This is a genomic window from Streptomyces sp. ActVer (genome assembly GCF_027270795.1).
Taxonomy (GTDB): Bacteria; Actinomycetota; Actinomycetes; order Streptomycetales; family Streptomycetaceae; genus Streptomyces; species Streptomyces umbrinus_A.
Genome location: NZ_JAPWHT010000021.1, coordinates 1 through 18,580 on the forward strand (window position 1 = coordinate 1; position 18,580 = coordinate 18,580).

Annotated in this window: 17 protein-coding genes and 2 pseudogenes; 10 read left to right on the forward strand and 9 right to left on the reverse strand. The window is 68.3% G+C overall.

The window, feature by feature from the left end; genetic code table 11:
• A pseudogene (locus O3Q52_RS05765) lies at positions 1-138 on the forward strand (ABC transporter permease); the annotation flags it as partial.
• Positions 139-162: 24 nt separating this feature from the next.
• Here O3Q52_RS05765 and O3Q52_RS05770 read toward each other — a convergent pair.
• On the reverse strand, positions 163-1,164 hold the full coding sequence (locus O3Q52_RS05770) for a hypothetical protein (RefSeq protein WP_269647705.1): 1,002 nt from the start codon (positions 1,162-1,164) through the stop codon (positions 163-165).
• Between the two features lie 58 nt (positions 1,165-1,222).
• On the opposite strand from O3Q52_RS05770, the gene O3Q52_RS05775 reads away from it, so the two are divergent.
• Positions 1,223-1,990 (forward strand): carboxypeptidase-like regulatory domain-containing protein, encoded by a 768-nt coding sequence (locus O3Q52_RS05775; protein ID WP_269647706.1) that lies wholly within the window; start codon positions 1,223-1,225, stop codon positions 1,988-1,990.
• A gap of 240 nt (positions 1,991-2,230) precedes the next feature.
• On the opposite strand, the gene O3Q52_RS05780 is transcribed toward O3Q52_RS05775, so the two are convergent.
• A complete protein-coding gene (locus O3Q52_RS05780) occupies positions 2,231-2,800 on the reverse strand; it encodes a hypothetical protein (protein WP_269647707.1) in 570 nt (189 codons plus the stop codon).
• 129 nt (positions 2,801-2,929) lie between these two features.
• Here O3Q52_RS05780 and O3Q52_RS05785 point away from each other — a divergent pair, with 129 nt between their 5' ends.
• The 3 genes from O3Q52_RS05785 (at position 2,930) to O3Q52_RS05795 (ending at position 3,874) form a co-directional block, all read left to right on the forward strand.
• Positions 2,930-3,352, forward strand: coding sequence for a hypothetical protein (locus O3Q52_RS05785; protein ID WP_269647708.1), 423 nt, complete (start codon positions 2,930-2,932; stop codon positions 3,350-3,352).
• A gap of 145 nt (positions 3,353-3,497) precedes the next feature.
• Complete coding sequence (locus tag O3Q52_RS05790; RefSeq protein WP_269647709.1) at positions 3,498-3,680, forward strand: hypothetical protein; 183 nt, start codon at positions 3,498-3,500, stop codon at positions 3,678-3,680.
• Positions 3,677-3,874, forward strand: a complete 198-nt coding sequence (locus O3Q52_RS05795) for a methyltransferase (protein ID WP_269647710.1) — start codon at positions 3,677-3,679, stop codon at positions 3,872-3,874. The genes O3Q52_RS05790 and O3Q52_RS05795 overlap by 4 nt, the downstream gene beginning before the upstream one ends.
• A gap of 78 nt (positions 3,875-3,952) precedes the next feature.
• On the opposite strand, the gene O3Q52_RS05800 is transcribed toward O3Q52_RS05795, so the two are convergent.
• The 7 genes from O3Q52_RS05800 to O3Q52_RS05835 all read right to left on the reverse strand — a co-directional run bounded on the left by O3Q52_RS05800 (position 3,953) and on the right by O3Q52_RS05835 (position 15,105).
• Positions 3,953-4,519 (reverse strand): GNAT family N-acetyltransferase, encoded by a 567-nt coding sequence (locus tag O3Q52_RS05800; protein WP_269647753.1) that lies wholly within the window; start codon positions 4,517-4,519, stop codon positions 3,953-3,955.
• Between the two features lie 574 nt (positions 4,520-5,093).
• Entirely contained in the window at positions 5,094-5,222 is a 129-nt protein-coding gene (locus tag O3Q52_RS05810; RefSeq protein ID WP_269647711.1) for a hypothetical protein, read from the reverse strand.
• A 360-nt stretch (positions 5,223-5,582) separates the two neighbouring features.
• Positions 5,583-8,690 carry an alpha-L-rhamnosidase gene (locus O3Q52_RS05815; RefSeq protein ID WP_269647754.1) on the reverse strand — a complete coding sequence of 1,036 codons (3,108 nt, stop codon included), beginning with the start codon at positions 8,688-8,690 and terminating at the stop codon, positions 5,583-5,585.
• A gap of 71 nt (positions 8,691-8,761) precedes the next feature.
• Positions 8,762-11,944 (reverse strand): alpha-L-rhamnosidase, encoded by a 3,183-nt coding sequence (locus O3Q52_RS05820; RefSeq protein ID WP_269647712.1) that lies wholly within the window; start codon positions 11,942-11,944, stop codon positions 8,762-8,764.
• A 71-nt stretch (positions 11,945-12,015) separates the two neighbouring features.
• On the reverse strand, positions 12,016-13,284 hold the full coding sequence (locus O3Q52_RS05825) for an ABC transporter substrate-binding protein (RefSeq protein WP_269647713.1): 1,269 nt from the start codon (positions 13,282-13,284) through the stop codon (positions 12,016-12,018).
• 55 nt (positions 13,285-13,339) lie between these two features.
• Complete coding sequence (locus O3Q52_RS05830) at positions 13,340-14,161, reverse strand: carbohydrate ABC transporter permease (protein ID WP_269647714.1); 822 nt, start codon at positions 14,159-14,161, stop codon at positions 13,340-13,342.
• Positions 14,158-15,105 carry a carbohydrate ABC transporter permease gene (locus tag O3Q52_RS05835; RefSeq protein ID WP_269647715.1) on the reverse strand — a complete coding sequence of 316 codons (948 nt, stop codon included), beginning with the start codon at positions 15,103-15,105 and terminating at the stop codon, positions 14,158-14,160. Before O3Q52_RS05835 ends, O3Q52_RS05830 begins: the two co-directional genes overlap by 4 nt.
• Before the next feature lie 323 nt (positions 15,106-15,428).
• Here O3Q52_RS05835 and O3Q52_RS05840 point away from each other — a divergent pair, with 323 nt between their 5' ends.
• The 5 genes and pseudogenes from O3Q52_RS05840 (at position 15,429) to O3Q52_RS05860 (ending at position 18,545) form a co-directional block, all read left to right on the forward strand.
• Positions 15,429-16,511 (forward strand): LacI family DNA-binding transcriptional regulator, encoded by a 1,083-nt coding sequence (locus O3Q52_RS05840; RefSeq protein WP_269647716.1) that lies wholly within the window; start codon positions 15,429-15,431, stop codon positions 16,509-16,511.
• 72 nt (positions 16,512-16,583) lie between these two features.
• Positions 16,584-16,784: pseudogene (locus O3Q52_RS05845) on the forward strand (hypothetical protein); the annotation flags it as partial.
• Positions 16,785-17,016: 232 nt separating this feature from the next.
• The gene (locus O3Q52_RS54105) at positions 17,017-17,229 is read left to right on the forward strand and encodes a LuxR C-terminal-related transcriptional regulator (protein WP_332112871.1); all 213 of its coding nucleotides are present in this window, start codon (positions 17,017-17,019) and stop codon (positions 17,227-17,229) included.
• 43 nt (positions 17,230-17,272) lie between these two features.
• Complete coding sequence (locus O3Q52_RS05855) at positions 17,273-17,767, forward strand: MarR family winged helix-turn-helix transcriptional regulator (protein ID WP_269647717.1); 495 nt, start codon at positions 17,273-17,275, stop codon at positions 17,765-17,767.
• Positions 17,768-17,918: 151 nt separating this feature from the next.
• Positions 17,919-18,545: a DsbA family protein gene (locus tag O3Q52_RS05860; protein WP_269647718.1), complete on the forward strand. Its 627-nt coding sequence runs from the start codon at positions 17,919-17,921 to the stop codon at positions 18,543-18,545.
• Positions 18,546-18,580 lie beyond the last annotated feature (35 nt).

Consider the following 18,580-nt stretch of genomic DNA (forward strand, 5'->3'; position numbering starts at 1 on the left):
CGCACCGCCAACAGCATGTCCATGGTCTTCCTCGCCATCCTCCTCATCCTGATCGTCGGAATCGCCATCGACCTGCTCATCTTCAGCCCGCTGGAGCGGCGAGTACTGCGCAGCCGGGGCCTGCTGGTCACCCACTGAAGAGACGGACAACGACCGGTGTGGTCAGCCGGTCCAGGGCTGCCACCGGTCTTCCTGTGCGGGGTTGATGCTGCTGAGCCACACCAGCGCCCCACCGATCAGGCCGGGCTTGTCCCGCGTGGCCAGGGCCGGGGCCTCGAGCATGTCGGCAGCCTCTTCCAAGTAGGTGACCAGCGTGTCGAGTTCCTCGCCCGGGGCTTCGTTGTAGCGGGACCAACGGCCCAGGTAGCCGGTCGCGGCGTCCAGGTACAGGCCCGAGGTGCCGTCAGCCGGGCCCAGGGCGACAACCGGAATCCAGGTTGCCTTCCACACGGTGATCCGCTCGTCCTCGGGGCGGTCCGTGTTGAAGGTGTCATGGTCGGCCTGGGAGTCCATCTTCAGCCGGTAGGTGGCGGCCACGGCGTCCAGGGTCATGAGAGCCCAATTGCCCGGAAGGCATCCCGCGCCATCGGCCCCGTCCTCACCCGCCGTCAGCAGCCACAGGACGTGCAACTCGACGGGTATCCGGATGCCGAGGTCACCCTCCAGGGCGGCGATGGCGGTGGGGCGGGCGCCGGCACGGAGCGCGGCGTAGGAATCGGGGGCGTTCCGCTGGAGCCAGCCGGTGACGCGCTGCCAGGCATCCGCGACCTCCCGCACGGTGACCGCGTCGGTGGCTGAGTCTGCGTGCCCCTCCTGCTGCTCCTGGTCCTGGGCGTCCGCAACGGGCTCGGCGGACTCCGCGGGCTCGGCGAACGAGATCGGGTTCACATACCGGATCTCGATCCGGTCGGGCTCGCGGATGTAGCCGACGGCCAGGGCAGGGCAGTCCTCGAACAGCTCGCCGTCCACCGTCACGGTGAGGATCCCCGGCAGATTCGAGGGCCGACCCATGTCCGGGTCGTCGGCCAACTGGCCGGCCAGGACCTTCAGGGCGTACGGCACACCGGCCCCGAACCGGGTGGCGCTGTCGCGTACGAACGGAGGTAACTCGACGTCCACGGCCTGGTGTTCCTTGCTGGTCGGGCGGAAGGCGGGCCCCCTCATCGTAGGACTCGGTGGTCCTGATCCTTCTCCGAACCATCAAGCCGCGACCAGACGCGCCTTGGCCATCTGTCCGCAACCACGCGCGACTGCCTCAGCGCACCTCACGGGGCGTGAGTTCTTCCCCCACCTGATCTCGCAGCCGTTCCACGACGGTCTGGTCATCGTCTTTTCCCTCGCCATCGCCATGGCCCTGGCCGCCGCGGCCGCTTCACTGATCCGTGGCCGCACCAAGCCGTTGCCCACTTCACCGACACCCATGACGCCTGCAGCCATGGCCTCGCCGGCGGCCATTGAGGCCGGTTCGGCCACGCCACCTGCTCTGGAACTGCGCGGCAGAGTACGGGACAGCGCCGGCAAGCCGCTGGTCCACGCCACCCTCACACTCGTCGACCGCTACGGCCACCAGAAGGCGATCGCCAGATCGGGTCAGGACGGGGCGTACGAGCTGGCATCAGCGGAACCCGGTTCGCACATGCTGGTCGTGTCGGCCAAGGGGCACGAGCCCCGCGCCGTACAGGTCACAACGGGTGCGGAACCGGCCCTCTCGGACCTCACGCTGACGGCGATCTGCGGTGTGCACGGCACCGTGCGCCACGCACACACCGATCGTCCCGTCCCCCACGCCCACATCACCCTGTTGAACACCCATGGCGATGTCGTGACCACGTCCACAACCAGTGAGAACGGCACGTACACCCTGAGGGGCCTGACCCCGGGCCCCTACACCGTCGTCGCCTCCGGTTCCTCCCCGGTCGCCGCCGACGTCACCCTGGGCAACGGAGAAACCCGCCAAGTGGATCTCCAGACCAGCGACGCCCCAGACTGACGGACCACGGACCGCGCCTACGCCCCTCTGCCGTGCCAATCGCGCCCGATCGACGGGCGCCTCGCCCGCCCTTCCGAAATCCAGGGTTCCTCACCAGACCAAAGGTTGGCCCGTATGGGGTGGGGGTTGTCCAGTGAGGGCAGGGGTCTTGGCAGTGTCGGGTGAGTCGGACGAGTCGTTGTAGCGTGCCGGCCGGGAGAAGTCGATGGCCAGTGCATCAGCTTCGCCAGAGGTGCAGCACTACTGCAAGGCGGACTCCAGTGCGGTGGCTGTAGATCCGGAGCTTGTGGGAGGGATCTTCCATCGGTAAGTGACGTCGTCGCCGTCGACGTAGATGAGGGTGGCTCCCTTCCGGGCGGTGGTGATGTCGAAGGCAATCGTGTCGGTTGTGAGGACCTTGGGTGGCACTGTTGCTCCACCTTCACTGGATCCAAAGGCAAACACCCCGCGCGCAGCCGTGGTGTTACCCGCGCTGACGGTATGCCCGTCGGGTGGTTTCCATCGGAAGCCACCCGTGTCGACAGTGCTTGTCACCGGGGTCTTGGACCGATTTGCGGCGTCGTACCTGACGACGGCGAAGAGATCGTGCTCCGGGGCGGATGAGCCGGCTGTCTCGACGTAGGCCACGCTGTCCGCAGTGATCTTCACAGTGCCTTTGCCGTCGACCCCGGCGGTGTCGGAGCCCTGCCCCAACGTGAGCGCGGTGCGCGGACTCGGCTGTGGATCGCTTCTGTCGTCGCGGTCGGAACAGGCGGTGAGGCTGAGGCAGCAGGCCGCTGCAAGCGCGGGTGCCGTGACAACGCGACGCATGATCCCCCTGACAGGAACAGTCCAAGTACGCGAAGCCTGCTTCACCTCAGCGGGGCTGAGCATCATTGTTGTTCTGTTGTGAAAAGTATCGATTCGCCTGCGCAGTCATTCCTGTCATGCGCCGCCGAGGTGGCGCAGCTGCTGGACCTCGGGAACGCGGCCGGCGTGCCGGAAGCCCGCCGCGCGCGGCACCTGGCCCATGCGGCACGCAAGCCGCTACTCGAACGCCCCTGCCTGCCCGAAGAGTTCTTCGCCTCGTTGATGGCCGCAGCCGTCTACGACCCGGACCCCCGCTTCTGTCGCTGGTTCGTCGAACCAGCGGTCTACGCATTCGGACGCCGCCGGGCCACGACCGCACTGCTCGACTATCTACTGACAGGCACGGACGCGGAGCAAGCGGGTGCCAAGCGAGCCTGGTACTGCGCCCATGAGCCGCTCCACGCGGACCGGTCCCCGGCCTACGCACCCGGCGGAAGTCGAGATCCCGCCTTGGATGAGTCCCGCGATGTGGTGGACGAGTGGCGGGAGACTCTTCGGCGATCAGCCATGTGACCCAGGCCGCCCCGAAACTCGAAACCGCCCCGTTGCCGCAGGGCTGTTGCTCGCTCTGCGGCAGCTACGGGACAGCCCTTATCAGCTGTCGTGGGGCAGGTCCCCGAGGCCGTCCGAACGGGCCGACACCAGGTCACGGCGGCCCATGGCGAGGCGAACATCTTCGACTGGCTTCGCCAAGCGCCTCGACGAAGCCTCCTCCGTCACCGAGTCCATGAGCAATCTGTCACGCGCCGCCGCCCTCGACGTCGCCGCCGTGCTGGACACCAAGGGCGTCGACCTCGCGCTGGACATCGGCGGAGCCGGCGGGACGTCGTCCGGGCCATGATGCGAGCCAACCCCGAACTCAACGGCGGGGTGTTCGACCTGCCCCACATCGTCACGGCGGCGGACCTCTACGTCCTCAAGTACATCCTGCACGACTGGGACGACGCGAACTGCGTCCGCATCGTTCAGAACTGCCGGGCACACCTGGCGCAGGGCGGGCGTATCGCCGTCATCGAAACACAGTCCACCACCTGACCCGACGTGCGGCGACCGGCCCGGCCAGTGGCCAAAGAGCAAGGAGACGAGCCGAGTTGGGATGGTTCCTGCCGACTGTCAGCGCAGGTCGAGGCGCATCAGGATGCGGGGATGGCCGGCCAGTACCGAGGTGGTGTCGGCGGCGTGGGTGAACCCGGCGCGCTCGAAGTTCTTACGGAGCCCCGCGTACGCCATCGTCATGTCGACCTTGGCGTCCCCGTTGTCGAGGGGGTAGGCCTCGATTACCGGTGCGCCCTGGTCGCGGGCGTGCTCGACCGCCCCGGCGATGAGGGCGTGCGAGATGCCGTGCTTCCGATGGCCGGGGCGTACGCGGATGCACCACAGCGACCAGACCGGGAGGTCGTCGACGTGCGGGATCTTGCGGTTGCGCGCGAAGGAGGTGTCTGCGCGGGGCGCCACCGCGGCCCAGCCGACCGGCTCGTCGCCGTCGTAGGCGAGTACTCCCAGAGGGGGTCCCGTACGGCACAGTTCGGCGACGTATTCGCCGCGGGCCGGCCCGCGAAGCTCGTTGTTGAGCTTGGACGGGATCCGGTAGCTCAGGCACCAACAGACGCTGGCCCCGGGTGACTTCGGGCCGACCAGGGTGCGGACGTCCTCGAAGACCGTAGCCGGGCGCACTTCGATGGTCGTGACTCCTCCTACGGCTGGAGCCGGGGGCTTCTCGCTTTGCCGGGTTGGCGTTGCGACGGACCAGCCCGGCCGGTAGAACGCTAAGAGCACCCACCGTATCGGCGTGTGTGCTGTGGCCGTAGGCGACACAGTGGAACTTTTCCTGGGTGGTGCGCGATGACGTCGTGTGCGCGGACCAGGCCGAGCGCGGTCTTGTGTACGTGGTCGGGCCGCTGCCGGCGGACCTTGCCGTGCAGTTCGGCGACGACGAACCACCGACGACCCTCACCTTTCCACCGGCGGCCGTCGCCGTCGTTGGGGCAGTCCACCGTGTCGAACCGGTTCACCCCGCGAGAGCGCGGATAGCCGGGCGTGTCACCGGACTTGACGCGGCGGAGGAACACGGCGAACGCCTTGTTCAGACGACGCAAGGTGGCCTGCTGCGAAGTGAACGACCAGCTCGCCCTGACACTCCGGATCGAACGTCCGGATCTCCTTGAGCTGCCCGGGCCGCATCCCGTACCTGAAGACTGTCGCACCCGGCGACCACTGCCTGCCGCCCGGCTGACGTCCTTGAGGGCGGGCTGCCTCAGAGGGCGAGTCGCTTCGCGCCCGTCCCCACCGTGGGGAGCGCGGCCATGACCTCCCAGCCGGTGTGCGGGCGCGGGCCGGTGCGCAGTTCGCCGCCGAGGGCGGTGACGCGTTCGGTGAGGCCCACGATGCCGAAGCCACCGCCACGGGCGGCATGCTGAACGAGGGCTCGGGCACGTCCCTGACCTGGAGCGCAGGACCCATCCACCGCCGCCGGACATCAGCGTGAGCGAACCCCTGCTACAAGTTCCGTGCGCCGCGCGGAAGTACGACGCCGGCACCGGCCTCCACGAAACGACGCGCCATGGCCCTACGGACGGTGAGGGTGACTCCGGCCGAGTCCGCCGCGGCACGGTGTGCTGTCGCGACCTGGTGGAGGAGGTCCCGTACGAAGGCATCCTGGCGGTGCTGACGCGGCACAGATCGACCAACCGGTCCGCGGTACCCGTACCGCGGACCGGTCACTGGTCCGTACGACGTCCGCAGCTCAGTGGAGCCGGGCGGTCAGGTGGTAGTGGCCGGACGGGATCCGGTACGAGGACACTCCGTCGTCGTGGCCGACGAAACGCATCCCGTTCGCTTCCGACAGCGGCTTTCGTCCCTCTCGGACAGCATCGGCGGAAGCGGCCGGAAGACGCAGTGTCGCCTCGCTGTTCGCGGGAACGACAGCGTCGTACACCAGGGTCCGGCCCGCGTCCTCGACCGCCCACTCACTCCTGATCTCGCCGTACGGCGACTCGTACGAGCCCGAGACCCGAGTGACTCGGCCCGTCGGATCGATGTGGGGTTGGAGAAGGAAGCGCTTGAAGCCGGGGCTGTCCGGGTCACGGGCGATGCCTGCCATGTAGGCGTACATCCATTCCATGATCGCGCCGTAGGCGTAGTGGTTGAAGGAGTTCATGCTGACCGGGCCGAACCCGTCTTCCTCGGAGTAGGAGTTCCAGCGCTCCCAGACGGTCGTCGCGCCGTTCCTCACCGAGTAGAGCCAGGACGGCAGCGCGTCCTGGTGCAGCAGTTTGTACGCCAGGTCCGCGCGGCCCTCGTCACTCAGCACAGGGGCGAGGAGGTTGACGCCGAGGAATCCGACGGACAGCGTGTTCTCGGCGTACCGCACCCGGCTGCTGTTCGGGTGCGCAGCCTTGTAGGCCGCGTCGTTGCCGATGTTGTCGGCCAACAGGCCGACGAGAGTACGGCGTTGGGCCTGCGTCTGGTAGAAGCCGAGCTTGAGCACCCACACCAGGGCGGTCTGGCTGTTGTCCTCCGTCTTCTGGTTGGGGTCGGCGCCCGGTTCGATCGGGGAGGCGTCGCCGAGACTGGACTTCACCGTGACCGTGCCGCCCTCGGTGCTCAGGTACTTGGCGATGAATGCCTGCTTGATGTGCCCGAAGAGCCGCTCGTACTCCTCTCCTTCAGCCGTCCGGCCGATCCCGCGGGCCATCTGAGCCATCAGCCGGGTGCTGTAGCCGTAGTAGATGTCGCTCATCATCTGGGCGCTGGTCTTCTGCGGGGCGAGCCAGTCGCCGGTGAGGGAGCCCTGTCCGGCGTGGGTGTCGCCGGTCTGCTGCCGGATCCAGTCCAGATAGCGGGTCATGGCCGGCCAGTTGTCCTTCACGATGGCCGCGTCGCCGGTCATCTGCCAGACCGTCCACGGCAGGACGACTCCGCAGTCGGCCCAACCGCTGCCGCCCCCGGGAAAGTTGTAGCGTCCGCCGGGGGCGACACCGGTGAACTGGGCCTTGTCCGCGCCGTAGATGACGGCGGAGTCGACGACGGTGTCCTGGAAGTGGCTGAGGAAGACACCGGCGTCGGCGTTGTAGAGGCCGGTGGTCGCGAAGACCTGGGTGTCGCCGGTCCAGCCGAGGCGTTCGTCGCGCTGCGGGCAGTCGGTGGGCACCCAGAGGTAGTTGCCGCGCTGGCCCCAACGGATGTTGCTCGCCAGTTGGTTGATGTCGGGGTCGTTGGTGGTGAAGCTGCCCGTCTCGCGGATCGCGGACGTGGCGACCTTCCCGGTCAGGCCGGTGATCGTGACAGTGTCCGTCGTGGTGACGGAGACGTAGCGGAAGCCGTAGAAGGTCAGGGAGTCCTGGTGGGTCTCGCCACTCCGGTCGCCCTTGAGGATGTACGTGCTGGTGGCCTTGGCGCTGCGGAGATTGGCCCGGTAGACGGAGCCCTCGGGTCCGTCCGCGCCGACGCTGTCGTCGTTCAGCATCTCGCCGAACCTGAACTCGACCTTGGCTCCGGCCGGGCCGCGCAGACGGTAGCGGGCGACACCGACCATGTTCTGGCCGAGGTCGAAGACGGCCGTCTCGCCGTCGCCGATCGTGACCGGTGCGGAGGCCGCCTTCGCGGGGTCGGTCACCGTCCGGGCGGGGTCGACGACGATACGCCCTCGGCCGTTGGGACTGTTGTCCTGTCCGGTCACTCCGGTGGCCACGGTGATCGACTGCGGCCGCCGGTCCCACTTCGGCGTCAGGCGTGCGCTCTCGCCGGGGTAGGCGAGGAGTTGAGCCTCCGGGAACCTGTCGTCGAAGGCGACTCGTTCCACGTCCGTCCAGGTGGCGTCGTCGAAGCCGTGCGCCGTCCAGCCGGGCAGCTCCTTGCGGGCGTCGTAGGTCTGGCCGTCGTAGATGTCGTCGGCGCGGTAGGGGCCGGTGTCCGTGGCCTTCCAGCCGCCGCCCGCAGAGGTGACGAGTGTCTGCGAGGCCCCATCGGTGTACCGGATCAGCAGCCTGGCCTTGACCGCCAGAGCGTTGCCGTCCTGCGAGTAGTACGTACTGCCCTCGGAGATACGGCTGTTGTACCAGCCGTTGCCCAGGACGAACGCGAGGGTGACGTCCGACTCGCGCGTCACGAGGCTCGTGACGTCGTACGTCATGTAGTTGACGCGCGCGTCGTAGTTCGTCGAGCCCGGTGGCAGCAGTTCGATCGTGGCAGCGCCGTCCTGCTCCACGGTCACCCGGCGTCCGTTGACGTAGGCGTCGTACACGCCCAGGGACGACACGTAGAGCCGCGCCTCGCGGACGGGGGTCCGCTTCTTGAGCGCTGCTTCCTTCCGCAGCATCGGCGCCCCGGCCGAGTTGGGAGCCTTGCCCTTCATCCCGATCCACTGCGCTCCCTCCCATCCGCCGACGCCGTCGGTGCTCATGAGGCCGGTCTCGAAGGAGGCAGGGGACGCGGTACCGGCCGGGCGGCCTTCGGCGTCCCACACGGTGACAGTCCAGTGGTATCGGGTCGAGGCGCGCAGTGACCTGCCCGCGTGGCGGACGGCCACCGAGTCGGAGGAGCGGACGCGGCCGCTGTTCCAGATGTCCGCTCGGGCCGGGCTCAGTCTGTCCGGAGAACTCGCCACGAGGATCTGGTACGCCCCCTGGCTCCTCCCTCGGGCGGCGGCCCGCATGCGCCACCCGAAACGCGGCCTCCCCGCATCAACACCGAGGGGATCGGTCAGGTGTTCCACCGTCAGTCCCGTCACCGCGCCGTCCTCCGCACGACGGGACACTTCCGTTGCCTCGCTCACTCCGCCTCCTACGACACCGGTTCCTGCCGACACGACACCGGCAGTCGCCGCGAGCACGGTTCGACGGTCCAGTGCCATTCCGTGTCCGCGAGGTGCAGTTCCCCCGCGGAGATCGTGGTGGGCGTCGTCCGCGCTGTGCGCTTCACGGCTCACGCCTTGGTCCTCTCGGTCTTCCGGGAACCGCTCAGCGGATCGCTGGTGGTGAACGTGTGCCTGCCCGAGCCGACGCGGTAGGTGGCACGGTCGCCCGTGGGCATCCGAATCTCCGCCGTGGTGTTCGGCGGAAGTGTCACGTCGAGGCGGAACCTGCCGTTCTTGCGGGTCCACTGCGCGGACACCACGCCGTACGGTGTGCGGTAGCTGCCCTCAGCCCGGGTGAGTCCGCCGACAGGTCGGGGATCGACAACGAGCTCGCGGTAGCCGGCTTTGCCGCGTTCCTGGCGGATGCCGACCAGGCCGCTGTGGAACCACTCCTCGATCTGGAGGAGGATCATGTGGTTCTTGGAGTTGCCCATGTCCCACTGTTCGGGAACGGTCGTCAGCCCGTTGGGATTGGCGGTGGTGGGCGCCATGAAGTAGCCGTAGCTCGGGCGGGTGTCCTCCTGGAGGACCTCCCAGAGGACATCGTCGCGGCCACCCTCGTGGAGAGCCTTGACGATCGGTGCGAGGCCGATGGTGCCACCGCTGAAATGCGGTCCGCCGCCGAACGGCTGGTGGGCACGGACCAGTTCCACCAGTGCGTCGAGAACTCTCCCGCGTTCGCCCTCCGGTACCAGGCCTTCGTCCAGCGCCAGCGCCTGTGCGGCCTGCGTCGCCCCGGCACCGCCGTTGTCGCCCTCGGCGGTGTACCGGCCGAGGGCCGCGTTGTAGAAGGCGTCGTTGAACGCGTCCTTGATGTTGGAAGCGAGGTTGCGGTACTCGGACGCGTCCACATCGCGTCCGATCAGCGCTGCCATCCGGGCCATGCGGTCCGCGATCTGGTGGTAGCCCCGGGTTCCGGTGATGCGGCCCGTGGTGTTCTCGCCGGCGATCCAGTCGGCCAGGGCCGCATTCACGATGTAGGCGTCCGTGCCGGTCCCGGCCTTCCTGGTCCTGATGTAGTTGAGGAAGGCCTGCATCTGCGGGTAGTAGCGAGCCATCGTCTGCGTGTCGCCGTACGTCTCGTACAGCAGCCAGGGCACCAGGATGATGCCGTTGCCCCAGTTGATCTCGTCGCCGAACCGGCCGGTGTAGCCCCAGTCGTAGACCGGGGCCTTGAGCGCCACGTTGCCGATGTCGTCGCCGGCCCGGGACTGCCCCTCCGCCAGATGGCGCTGCATGGTGCGCAGGTAGGCCGCGTATCCGAAGGTGCGGTGCAGGGAGCCGAAGGGCTGCACGTAGTCGGCGGGGTAGGCGAGCTTTTCGCGGCCTGGGCAGTCCGTGAAGGTGGACATGGTGTTGCTCATGATCGAGTAGCGGGCCATGCGGTGAATGCGGTTGATCCGGTCGTCGGAGGTCCGCACGGAACCGGCGGACGGAACGTCCGCGTGGATCTGCAGGCCGGTCACCGTGTCCCGGGTCGGTACGTAGTCCGCGGGCAGGCCGGTCACCTGCAGCCACTGCATGCCGAAGTAGTGGAACTGCGGGTGCCACTTCTCGCCCCGTTTGTCGCCGTACGTCGTGTAGGCGGCGAACACGTTGGTACCGCGAGCGGCGCCGCCACCCGTGATCGACGCCTGGTTGACGGTGCCGTCGGCGTTCAGCGACTCGGCGGGGTACAGCTTGACGGTGGTGCCGGCCGGGAGGGGGCCATCGAGCCGGAGCTGCGGCCGGCCGGCGAAGTTCTGCCCGAAGTCGAAGACCCACACGCCGGGCTGCGGCTGCTTGACGCTGACCGGACGCAGTGTGTCGACGACCTTGAGCGGCTCGGCCACGCGCCACACCAGCTCGGTGGTGAGATTGGGGGGCGGGGCGATTCCGGCGTCGGCCCAGCTCATTGCCGTGCCGTCCCGCCGTCTCGCCGATGCACCGAGGTCTGCGCCAGGGGCGGTCCAGGCGGGCTGCTCGCGGCGGGCGTCGTAGTCGCTTCCGGAGTACCAGTTGGCGGTGGTGGTCGGGCCGAGAGCCGTCTTCCACGAGCGGTCGCTGACGACGGTCTCGACCGTCCCGTCGTCCTTCGTGAGTTCCAGGCGGGCGATCAGACGTGGTGTGACGGCGGCGCCCGCGCTCGGATCGGTGCTCGCGAGCGAGTTGCCCGAGCCGGTGACGGCGGCACCGCTCTCGTGTGCGGAGGCCAGCCCGGGCTCGAAGGTGATGCCGGTGCCGTCGGCGCCCGCGGTGCCGATCGCGGTGATCGTGCGTGACTCCAGGCGCTCGCCGCCGTCGCCGGTGTCGATGTTGAGAGTGCCGCCGACGTGGTAGTTGGCCACGTTGTTCACCCTGATGGTGGTGGCGCCTCGGGCAGCGGGGGCGAGGAGGGCCCCGCCGCCCTTGAACTGACTCTGCCACCAGCTGTACGGGGCGGTGCGGCCGGTCGTGGGATTCGTGACGGCCCGGGTCACCAGCGCTGTGCCATGACCCAGTTCGACGCCCAGGGTGTTGTCTCCGTTGCGGATGAGGCCGGTGACGTCGAAGACCCGGTACTCGGTGGAGAGCTGGTAGTTCGAGTTGCCCGGGGCGAGCACCTCGTCGGTGACGGGCTTGCCGTTGAGCCGGGCCACGTGCAGTCCGACACCGGACAGGTACAGCCTCGCCCTGACGATCTTCCCCCTGTGCCTGTCCACCCGGAAGGCGCGGGCGAACACGGGCAGTGGCTGGTCGACCGTGCGGCCCGGATACTCGATCCACCGGGCCTTGCCCCAGTCGGAGCGCTTGAGCAGCCCCGTCTCCCACGAGGCGGGCCGGCTCCACGGTGTCGCCTCGCCCTTGGTGCTCCACGCCCGCACCTGCCAGACGATCCGGTCGCGCGAGGACGGTACGGGACCGTGCCATGCGACGTCGGTCTGGGCCGAGGAGCGGACCTTGCGGCTGTCCCACAGCAGACGGCCCCTGTCGAGATCCTGCTCCGTGCGCGCCGCGCGGATCTGGTAGGCGGCCTGAGTCCATCCCGCACCGACGCCCACGACGCGCCAACTCAGTCGCGGGGCGGGGTCGTCGACGCCGAGCGGGTTGTCCTCGCGTCCGTCGACGGCGAGACCGGTGACCCTCGCTCCGTGTCTGTCGCCCTCCTCGTCGGCGTGGGCCTCCTGTGTGGGGAGGCCGGGGACGGTGGGCAGCGCCAGCCCTGCCGCGGAGACGGCCACGGTGCCGACCACTTGTCTACGGCTCAACGCTCCGCCCGGTATGCGGGACATGCCAAACCTCCGTTGATTCGATGAACCCTGAGGAAATGTGAAAGGTCGCCCAACGCTCGACGGCCCCGTGGTCAGCTCCCGGCCTTGTAGTCGGTGTCCATTTCCTTGAGGAGCTTTTCCGGCGTGGACTGGCCGCTGAAGATCTCCTGGAGGCCGCTGAGCATGGTCTGCTGCACCTTGGGGTTGGGCCAGAGCTGGTCCATGAACGGCACTGTGCGGTCCTCCCCGATGAACTTGGACAGTTCGGTCAGGGACGGGTCGACCGCATAGCCCGTGTCGGGCAGGGAGGGCAGACCGCCCTGCTTCTCGACGAACAGGTTCATGCCTTCGGGAGACATCACGAAGTTCACGAACTTCAGCGCCAAGTCCTTGTTCTTCGCCTTGGCGTTCACCCCGTAGCCCGCACCCGCCGCGGCCGGGACGATCGTTGCGGACGGGTCGTCGGTCGCCGGCAGCGCCTTGAACGTGAACGTGCCCTTGGGGTTCTTTCCCTTGAGGAGGGCGATCACCCAGTTGCCCTGGACGATGCCGAGCGTCTTGCCGGTGGCGGCGAGGCCTTGGCTGGCTTCGTAGTTGGTGCCCAGTGGGTTCTTCTGGAAGCAGCCGGTCTTCTCCATCGTCAGGTACTTGTCCAGGGCGGTGGACCATGGCGACTGCGCGAAGGTGATCTGGCCAGCCTGCATCTTCTTGTCGAAGTCGCGGTCGTCGCCGTAGACGGTCGTGGCGACCAGCGCGTACTGGACGAGCTGGGTCACCCAGTTGTCCTGGTTGCCCAGTGCGAAGGCAGGGGTTCCCTTGGCCTTCGCGGCCCGGCAGAACGCCAGGAGGTCCTTCCAGGTGTCCGGGGGCCTGAGTCCGGCCTTCTCCAGCGCTTGTTGGTTGTAGACCGCGCCGATGCCGTTCTGCCCGAAGATGGCGTTGTAGGTCTTGCCCTCGTACTGGGCGACGCTCTTGATCGCGTCGGGCATCCCGGCGGCCCAGGGCTGGTCCGAGAGGTCACGCAGGTAGCCCGGCTTGGCGAGGACGTAGGTCGCGGCGGGGTTGCCGTTGCCGGGCCAGACCGACATCACGTCGGGTGCGGTGCCCGAGGACAACTGGGTCCGGATCTGCTGCTGGTACTGGTCTGCGCCACTGGTGGTGTAGCGGACCTTGACGCCCGGGTTGGCCTTCTCGAAGGCCTTGACGACCCCCTCGACCGAGCCCTGGTCGACCGAGGCGAGTGTCAGGGTCTTGGAACCACCGCCGCCGGAGTCACCCGCCTTGGTGCCGCCGCTGCAGGCGGCAAGGAGGGCTGCAGCTGTCACAACGGCCGGCAGGACCGTCGGTATACGTGTCTTCACGATGTCTCCCTCGGAGAAGAGGCCACGGCCGTGCTGGTCGGGTGGGACTCGCGTGTCATCCCTTCAGCCCTCCCGCGAAACCGTTGATGATGCTGCGCTGCAACAGGAAGTAGACGAGCAGGACGGGCAGGATGCTGATCACCAGTGCGGCGAAGATGAGGTTCCAGTCCGTGACGTACTGGCCGACGAAGCCGGCGATCGCGACCGGCATGGTCTGCTGGGCGCTGCCGCTGAGGTACAGCAGTGGGGTGAAGAAGTCGTTCCAGATGGCGACGGTGTTGAGCACCAGGGCCGTCACGGTGATCGGTTTCAGCATCGGCAGCACCACGTAACGGAAGCCCTGCAGCGGTGTGCATCCGTCGATCAGGGCCGCGTCCTCGAAGTCGCGGGGCAGGGCGCGCAGGAAGCCGACGTAGAGGAAGACGGTGAACGGCACTTGCAGGCCGGAGTAGAAGAGGACCAACGCCCAGGGGGTGCCGAGCAGACCGAGGTCCCGCATGGTCTGGTAGAGCGGCAGCGAGGCGAGCTGGAAGGGCAGGACCAGGCCCAGGAGGACCAGCAGATACGTGCCGCGCGACCAGCGTGCCGTGACACGGGCCAGCGGATACGCGGCGAGCGAGGAAACGGCCAGCACGACGGCCACACTGCAGACCGTCACCAGCACGCTGTTGCCCAACGCCCCGCCCAGCGCGCCCTGCTGCCACGCCTGCGAGAAGTTGTCCAGGGTCGGCGAGGTGGTCGGGCTGATCGGCGAGGACGTGTCCGACGCCGGCCGCACCGCGAGGTTGACCAGTACGTACACGGGGAAGCCCACGAAGAGGGCAGCGGCGATCATCGCCAGTTCGAGCGCGAGAGTGCTCGGACGGTAGCGGTTCATGACGCGGCCCTCTCGTTGCGGTACAGCACCAGGTACTGTCCGGTCGAGACGACCGCGACGATGATCGTGAGGACGACCGCGAGCGCGATGCTGTAGCCGAACTCGCCGAGCGTGAAGGCGTCCTTGTAGATCAGCGTCGAGATGGTGTCGGTGGCGTGTCCCGGTCCACCACCCGTCAAGGCGTAGACCTGGTCGAAGAGTTTGATCCCGCCGATGATCGACAGCATCAGGTTGATGGTGAGGGCCGGAGCCAGCAGCGGCCGCGTGACCGACCAGAAGCGCCGCACCGGGCCCGCCCCGTCGATGGCCGCCGCCTCGTGCACCTCCTTGGGCACCGACTGCAGCCCGGCCAGGAAGATGACCATCGAGTAGCCCGCGAACTGCCAGACGATCACGCCGACCACCGACCACAGAGCGACCTGCGGACTGCCCAGCCAGTCCTGCCGCCAGCCGTCCAGGCCGACCGCGCCCAGCAGGCTGTTGACCGCTCCGTCGGGGCCGAGCAGGTTGCGCCACAGGTACGCGGTGACGATCGGTGTGATCACGGCCGGAGCGAACAGGAAGACCCTGAGCAGGTTCCGGGACTTGATGGCCGAGTTGACGCCGAGCGCCAGCAGCAGGCCGAGCGCGTTCTGGACGACCGTGATCGACACGGCGATCAGCAGCGTGTGCCAGATCGCCTGCACCGCATCGGGATCGCGGAGCATGTCGGCGAAGTTGTCCAGGCCCACGAAGGAGAAGCTGGGGTCCAGGCCGTCCCAGTCCGTGAAGGCGTAGTAGACACCGCGAATGCTCGGCACCAGGACGACGAAGGCGAACAGGACCAGGGCGGGAAGTGCGAACCACCAGGGCGGCGTGGCACGCGCCCGTCGTACTCGTGGAGGTGCCTCCACGTCCGGAGGGCGGTCCTGGTCCGGAAGGTGCTCGTTCGGAGCGAGGGCCACCGACGCACCTCCTTCCTGAAACGTTTCAAACAGACTGTCGGGTCGGCACTGCGGTCGGTTGGACTGAGGGAGGAACGACTGTCACTGCTTCGTCGCGGGATGGGTTGAACCGACGCGGTGCCCGATCACTTGTAGCGCCGATGGGTAACGTTCCCCACAAGGTGTGGCCAGACCTTAGAGAGCGTCCTGCGTGACGTCAAGATGCCGCGCACGCTGCACGATTGTTACGACGGAGAAACGGCGCAGCCCTCGCAAGGGACCTGCCGAGCTGTCGGCCTGTACGTACACTCTTCGGCAACGTTGCCCAAGAGGAGAGGAACCGGATGGAGCCGCAAGCACCGCGCCGCCGCGTCACCATCATCGACGTCGCACGACACGCCCAGGTTTCCACGACCGCCGTGTCCAAGGTGCTGCGCAACGCGTACGGAGCCAGCCCCGAGATGCGGGCCAAGGTGCGCCGCGCGATCGACGAGCTCGGCTACCGGCCGCATGCGGGCGCCAGGGCCCTCCGCGGGCAGACGTACACCATCGGCGTGATGCTGCCCGACATCCGCAACCCCTTCTTCCCCGACATCCTCGACGGCATCACCCAAGCGCTGGAGAACACGGAATACCAGGTACTCCTGGGGCCCGGCTGCAACGGCGAGGAGGCGGAGGCCCGGGTCACCGAGGCGATGATCGACCGCGGAATGGACGGCCTGATCCTGGTCGCACCCGTGTCTTCGCGCATCCACCTCGAGCGCCTTGCCTCCGCCGTACCGACCGTCGTCGTGGGCCGGCACGGCTCCTCCTCCCTGTACGACACGGTGGTGAACGACGACGTCGAGGGTGCCACCCTGGTCGTCGGCCATCTTGCCGGTCTCGGCCACCACCGGATCGCCCACATCGAACACCACGAGACCGACCCGACCCGCCTCGCGGAGATGCCCAACGCCCGGCGTGCCGACGGATACCGACAGGCCATGCGCGCCCACGGTCTCGCGGAGTTCATCGACGTCGCCTCCACCAGCTACACCCAGGAGGGCGGCCGCCTGGGTGCCAAGGAACTGCTGAACCGCCCCCGGCGCCCCACAGCCGTGTTCGCCGGAGCCGATGTCGTGGCGATGGGCGTACTGGAGGCTGTCGCCGAAGCCGGCCTCTCCGTTCCCGAGGACATCTCGGTGGCGGGCTACGACAACACGACGATCGCCGCGTTCGGCCCGGTGTCACTGACCAGCGTCGACCAGGCAGGCCACGCGATCGGCGGGAACGCCGCCCGTCTCGTCCAGGAACGGATCACTGACCGTCACAAGACCTCCGTCCAGGTCAGCCTGGCCCCCGCCCTCGTGCCGCGCCGGACCACCGCCCACGCCCCGGAGCAGGCCGCCGACACCGAGTCGCGACAGGGCGGTCAACCCATCGACTGAACGCGGATTCCGCCTTTCGCATGCTTGATCGCCGCGACCGGGCGACGCGAAGGTTCTTCACGCCTGCCCACAATGGCGCCGGCCACAACGGCACTGCCCAATACGCCGGGGCAGTTGTACGCGGCCCCGGCGGCCGCCTCCCCCGCCGCTTCCCGAGGCGCCACCAAAGCCGAGCGGACCAGAACACTCGACCAGCTCTCCCGGGCCGCCCTGGCTGAAGGCGGCAGCCTCGTGGTCCACGCCGGCGGTGACACGCCGACTCGGCAGGACGGCATGTGGTGACGCCGACCAGCCACTCCGGGCCGCTTCGACGTCGTACGTACCCCAGAGGCCGGCGTCCGAGGGTACGTGCTCAAAGCGGGTCCGCGAAGAACCGTTCCGCGCCGTGCGCAGTGCCGACGCCGGAGACATGGGCCTCGCACCGGAGATCGTCGGCGATCTGGTCGGCCAGGCAGTCGGCCTGCGAACGGACGTGGCGCAACGGGAAAAGGACGCCGTCCGGTTGATGGCCGACGGCCACAGCAACCGCTCCATCGCCGAGTGCCTGTTCCTGCGCGGAGCCACCCTCAAGACGCATCTGGCGCGGATCCACCGCGAACTCGGTGTCGACAACCGTGCCGCGGCCGTTTCCGAAGCCGCGCGACGTGGCCTCCTCGACCTCACGCCGCAGCGCGGGCCGGGCCGTGTCCGCCGTCACCCCTGCTTGGCACGGGCATGATCGGTACGGTGATACCCGGGACGGCGAAAGGGGCGGCTGAGCCGTGAGCGAGAACGCAGGGATCGGGACGGCGAAGGAGGCCGCGGACCACGAGCTGATCCTGGCGTTCGGACGTCTGCAAGGGGCGGCCAACCGGCTGGAGTACATCCTCGGGCGAGCCCTCGAAGACGAGTGCGAGATCAGCCATCTCATGTTCGAGGTGCTGCTGATCCTCGGGAGGGCGGGCTCACCGGGTCTGTCGATGCGGGCCATCGCCCAGGAACAGGTCCTGACCACGGGCGGCGCCACCCGGCTGGTGGACCGCATGGTGGCGGCCGGGCTCGTGACACGTGTGGAATCCCCCGACGACCGACGAGGGAAGCTGGTGCGGCTCACCCCGCTCGGCGAGGAGACAACGGTCCGCGCCTCTCGGATCCACGTGGAGAACATCACGCGCTACTTCGCGGGGCCACTCCCCTCCGAGCACCGTGAACGGTTCATGGAAGACCTTCGCATCCTCAGCCACTCGGCTCGGGACATGCTGCCCCGTCTGCCCTGACCCGTACCTGAGCGCCGACGCCGGTCCATCGGTGTCGGACACACACCTGTGGCGCAGTTCACAGTTAGGTTGAAATATCTGACACGTCAGTTACTGTTTCGTCAGGTGAATCACCTGCATCAGGCAGGCGTCTCCCCCGTCGAGGTCTTCGATGAAACTGATCTACGTTTTCGATGCGTATTGCGGCTGGTCGCACGGCTTCTCCGGCACACTGCGCGAAGTCGTCGCCCGCCACCCGGAACTGCCGGTGGAGGTGGTTTCCGGCGGTCTCTTCACCGGAAGGCGCCAAGTCGCGATCAGCAACTTCAGCTACATCACGGAAGCCAACGCCGAGATCCGCCGGATCACCGGCGCCCGGTTCGGAGCGGGCTACCAACAGCTCATCGCCGAGGGCTCGTTCGTGATGGACTCCGAGGCCGCCGCCCGCGGTGTCGCGGCCCTGCGGCAGGCCGCCCCCGACCGTGCGGCGGAGCTGGGGATGGTGTTGCAGCACGCTTTCTACGTCGACGGTCGCAGCCTGTCCGATCCCGCGACCTACCGTCAGGTCGCCGAGACGGTGGGGCTGGACGCCGATGCGGTCGTCGCCGCCTTCCAAGGACCCGAGGCACAGGAGGCGGCCGAGGCCGACTTCCGACGTACCGCCGAACTGGGCGTCACCGCCTTCCCCACCCTGCTCGCCGTCGACGGCTCACGCGCCGTCCCCCTGGCCCGCGGCCACGCCACCGCCGACGAAGTGGACCGCCGCCTCGCGCCCCTCGGCTTCACCCCGACCCCCTGATCCGCCGTCCCCCGCCGCCCCCTCAAGGAGCACTC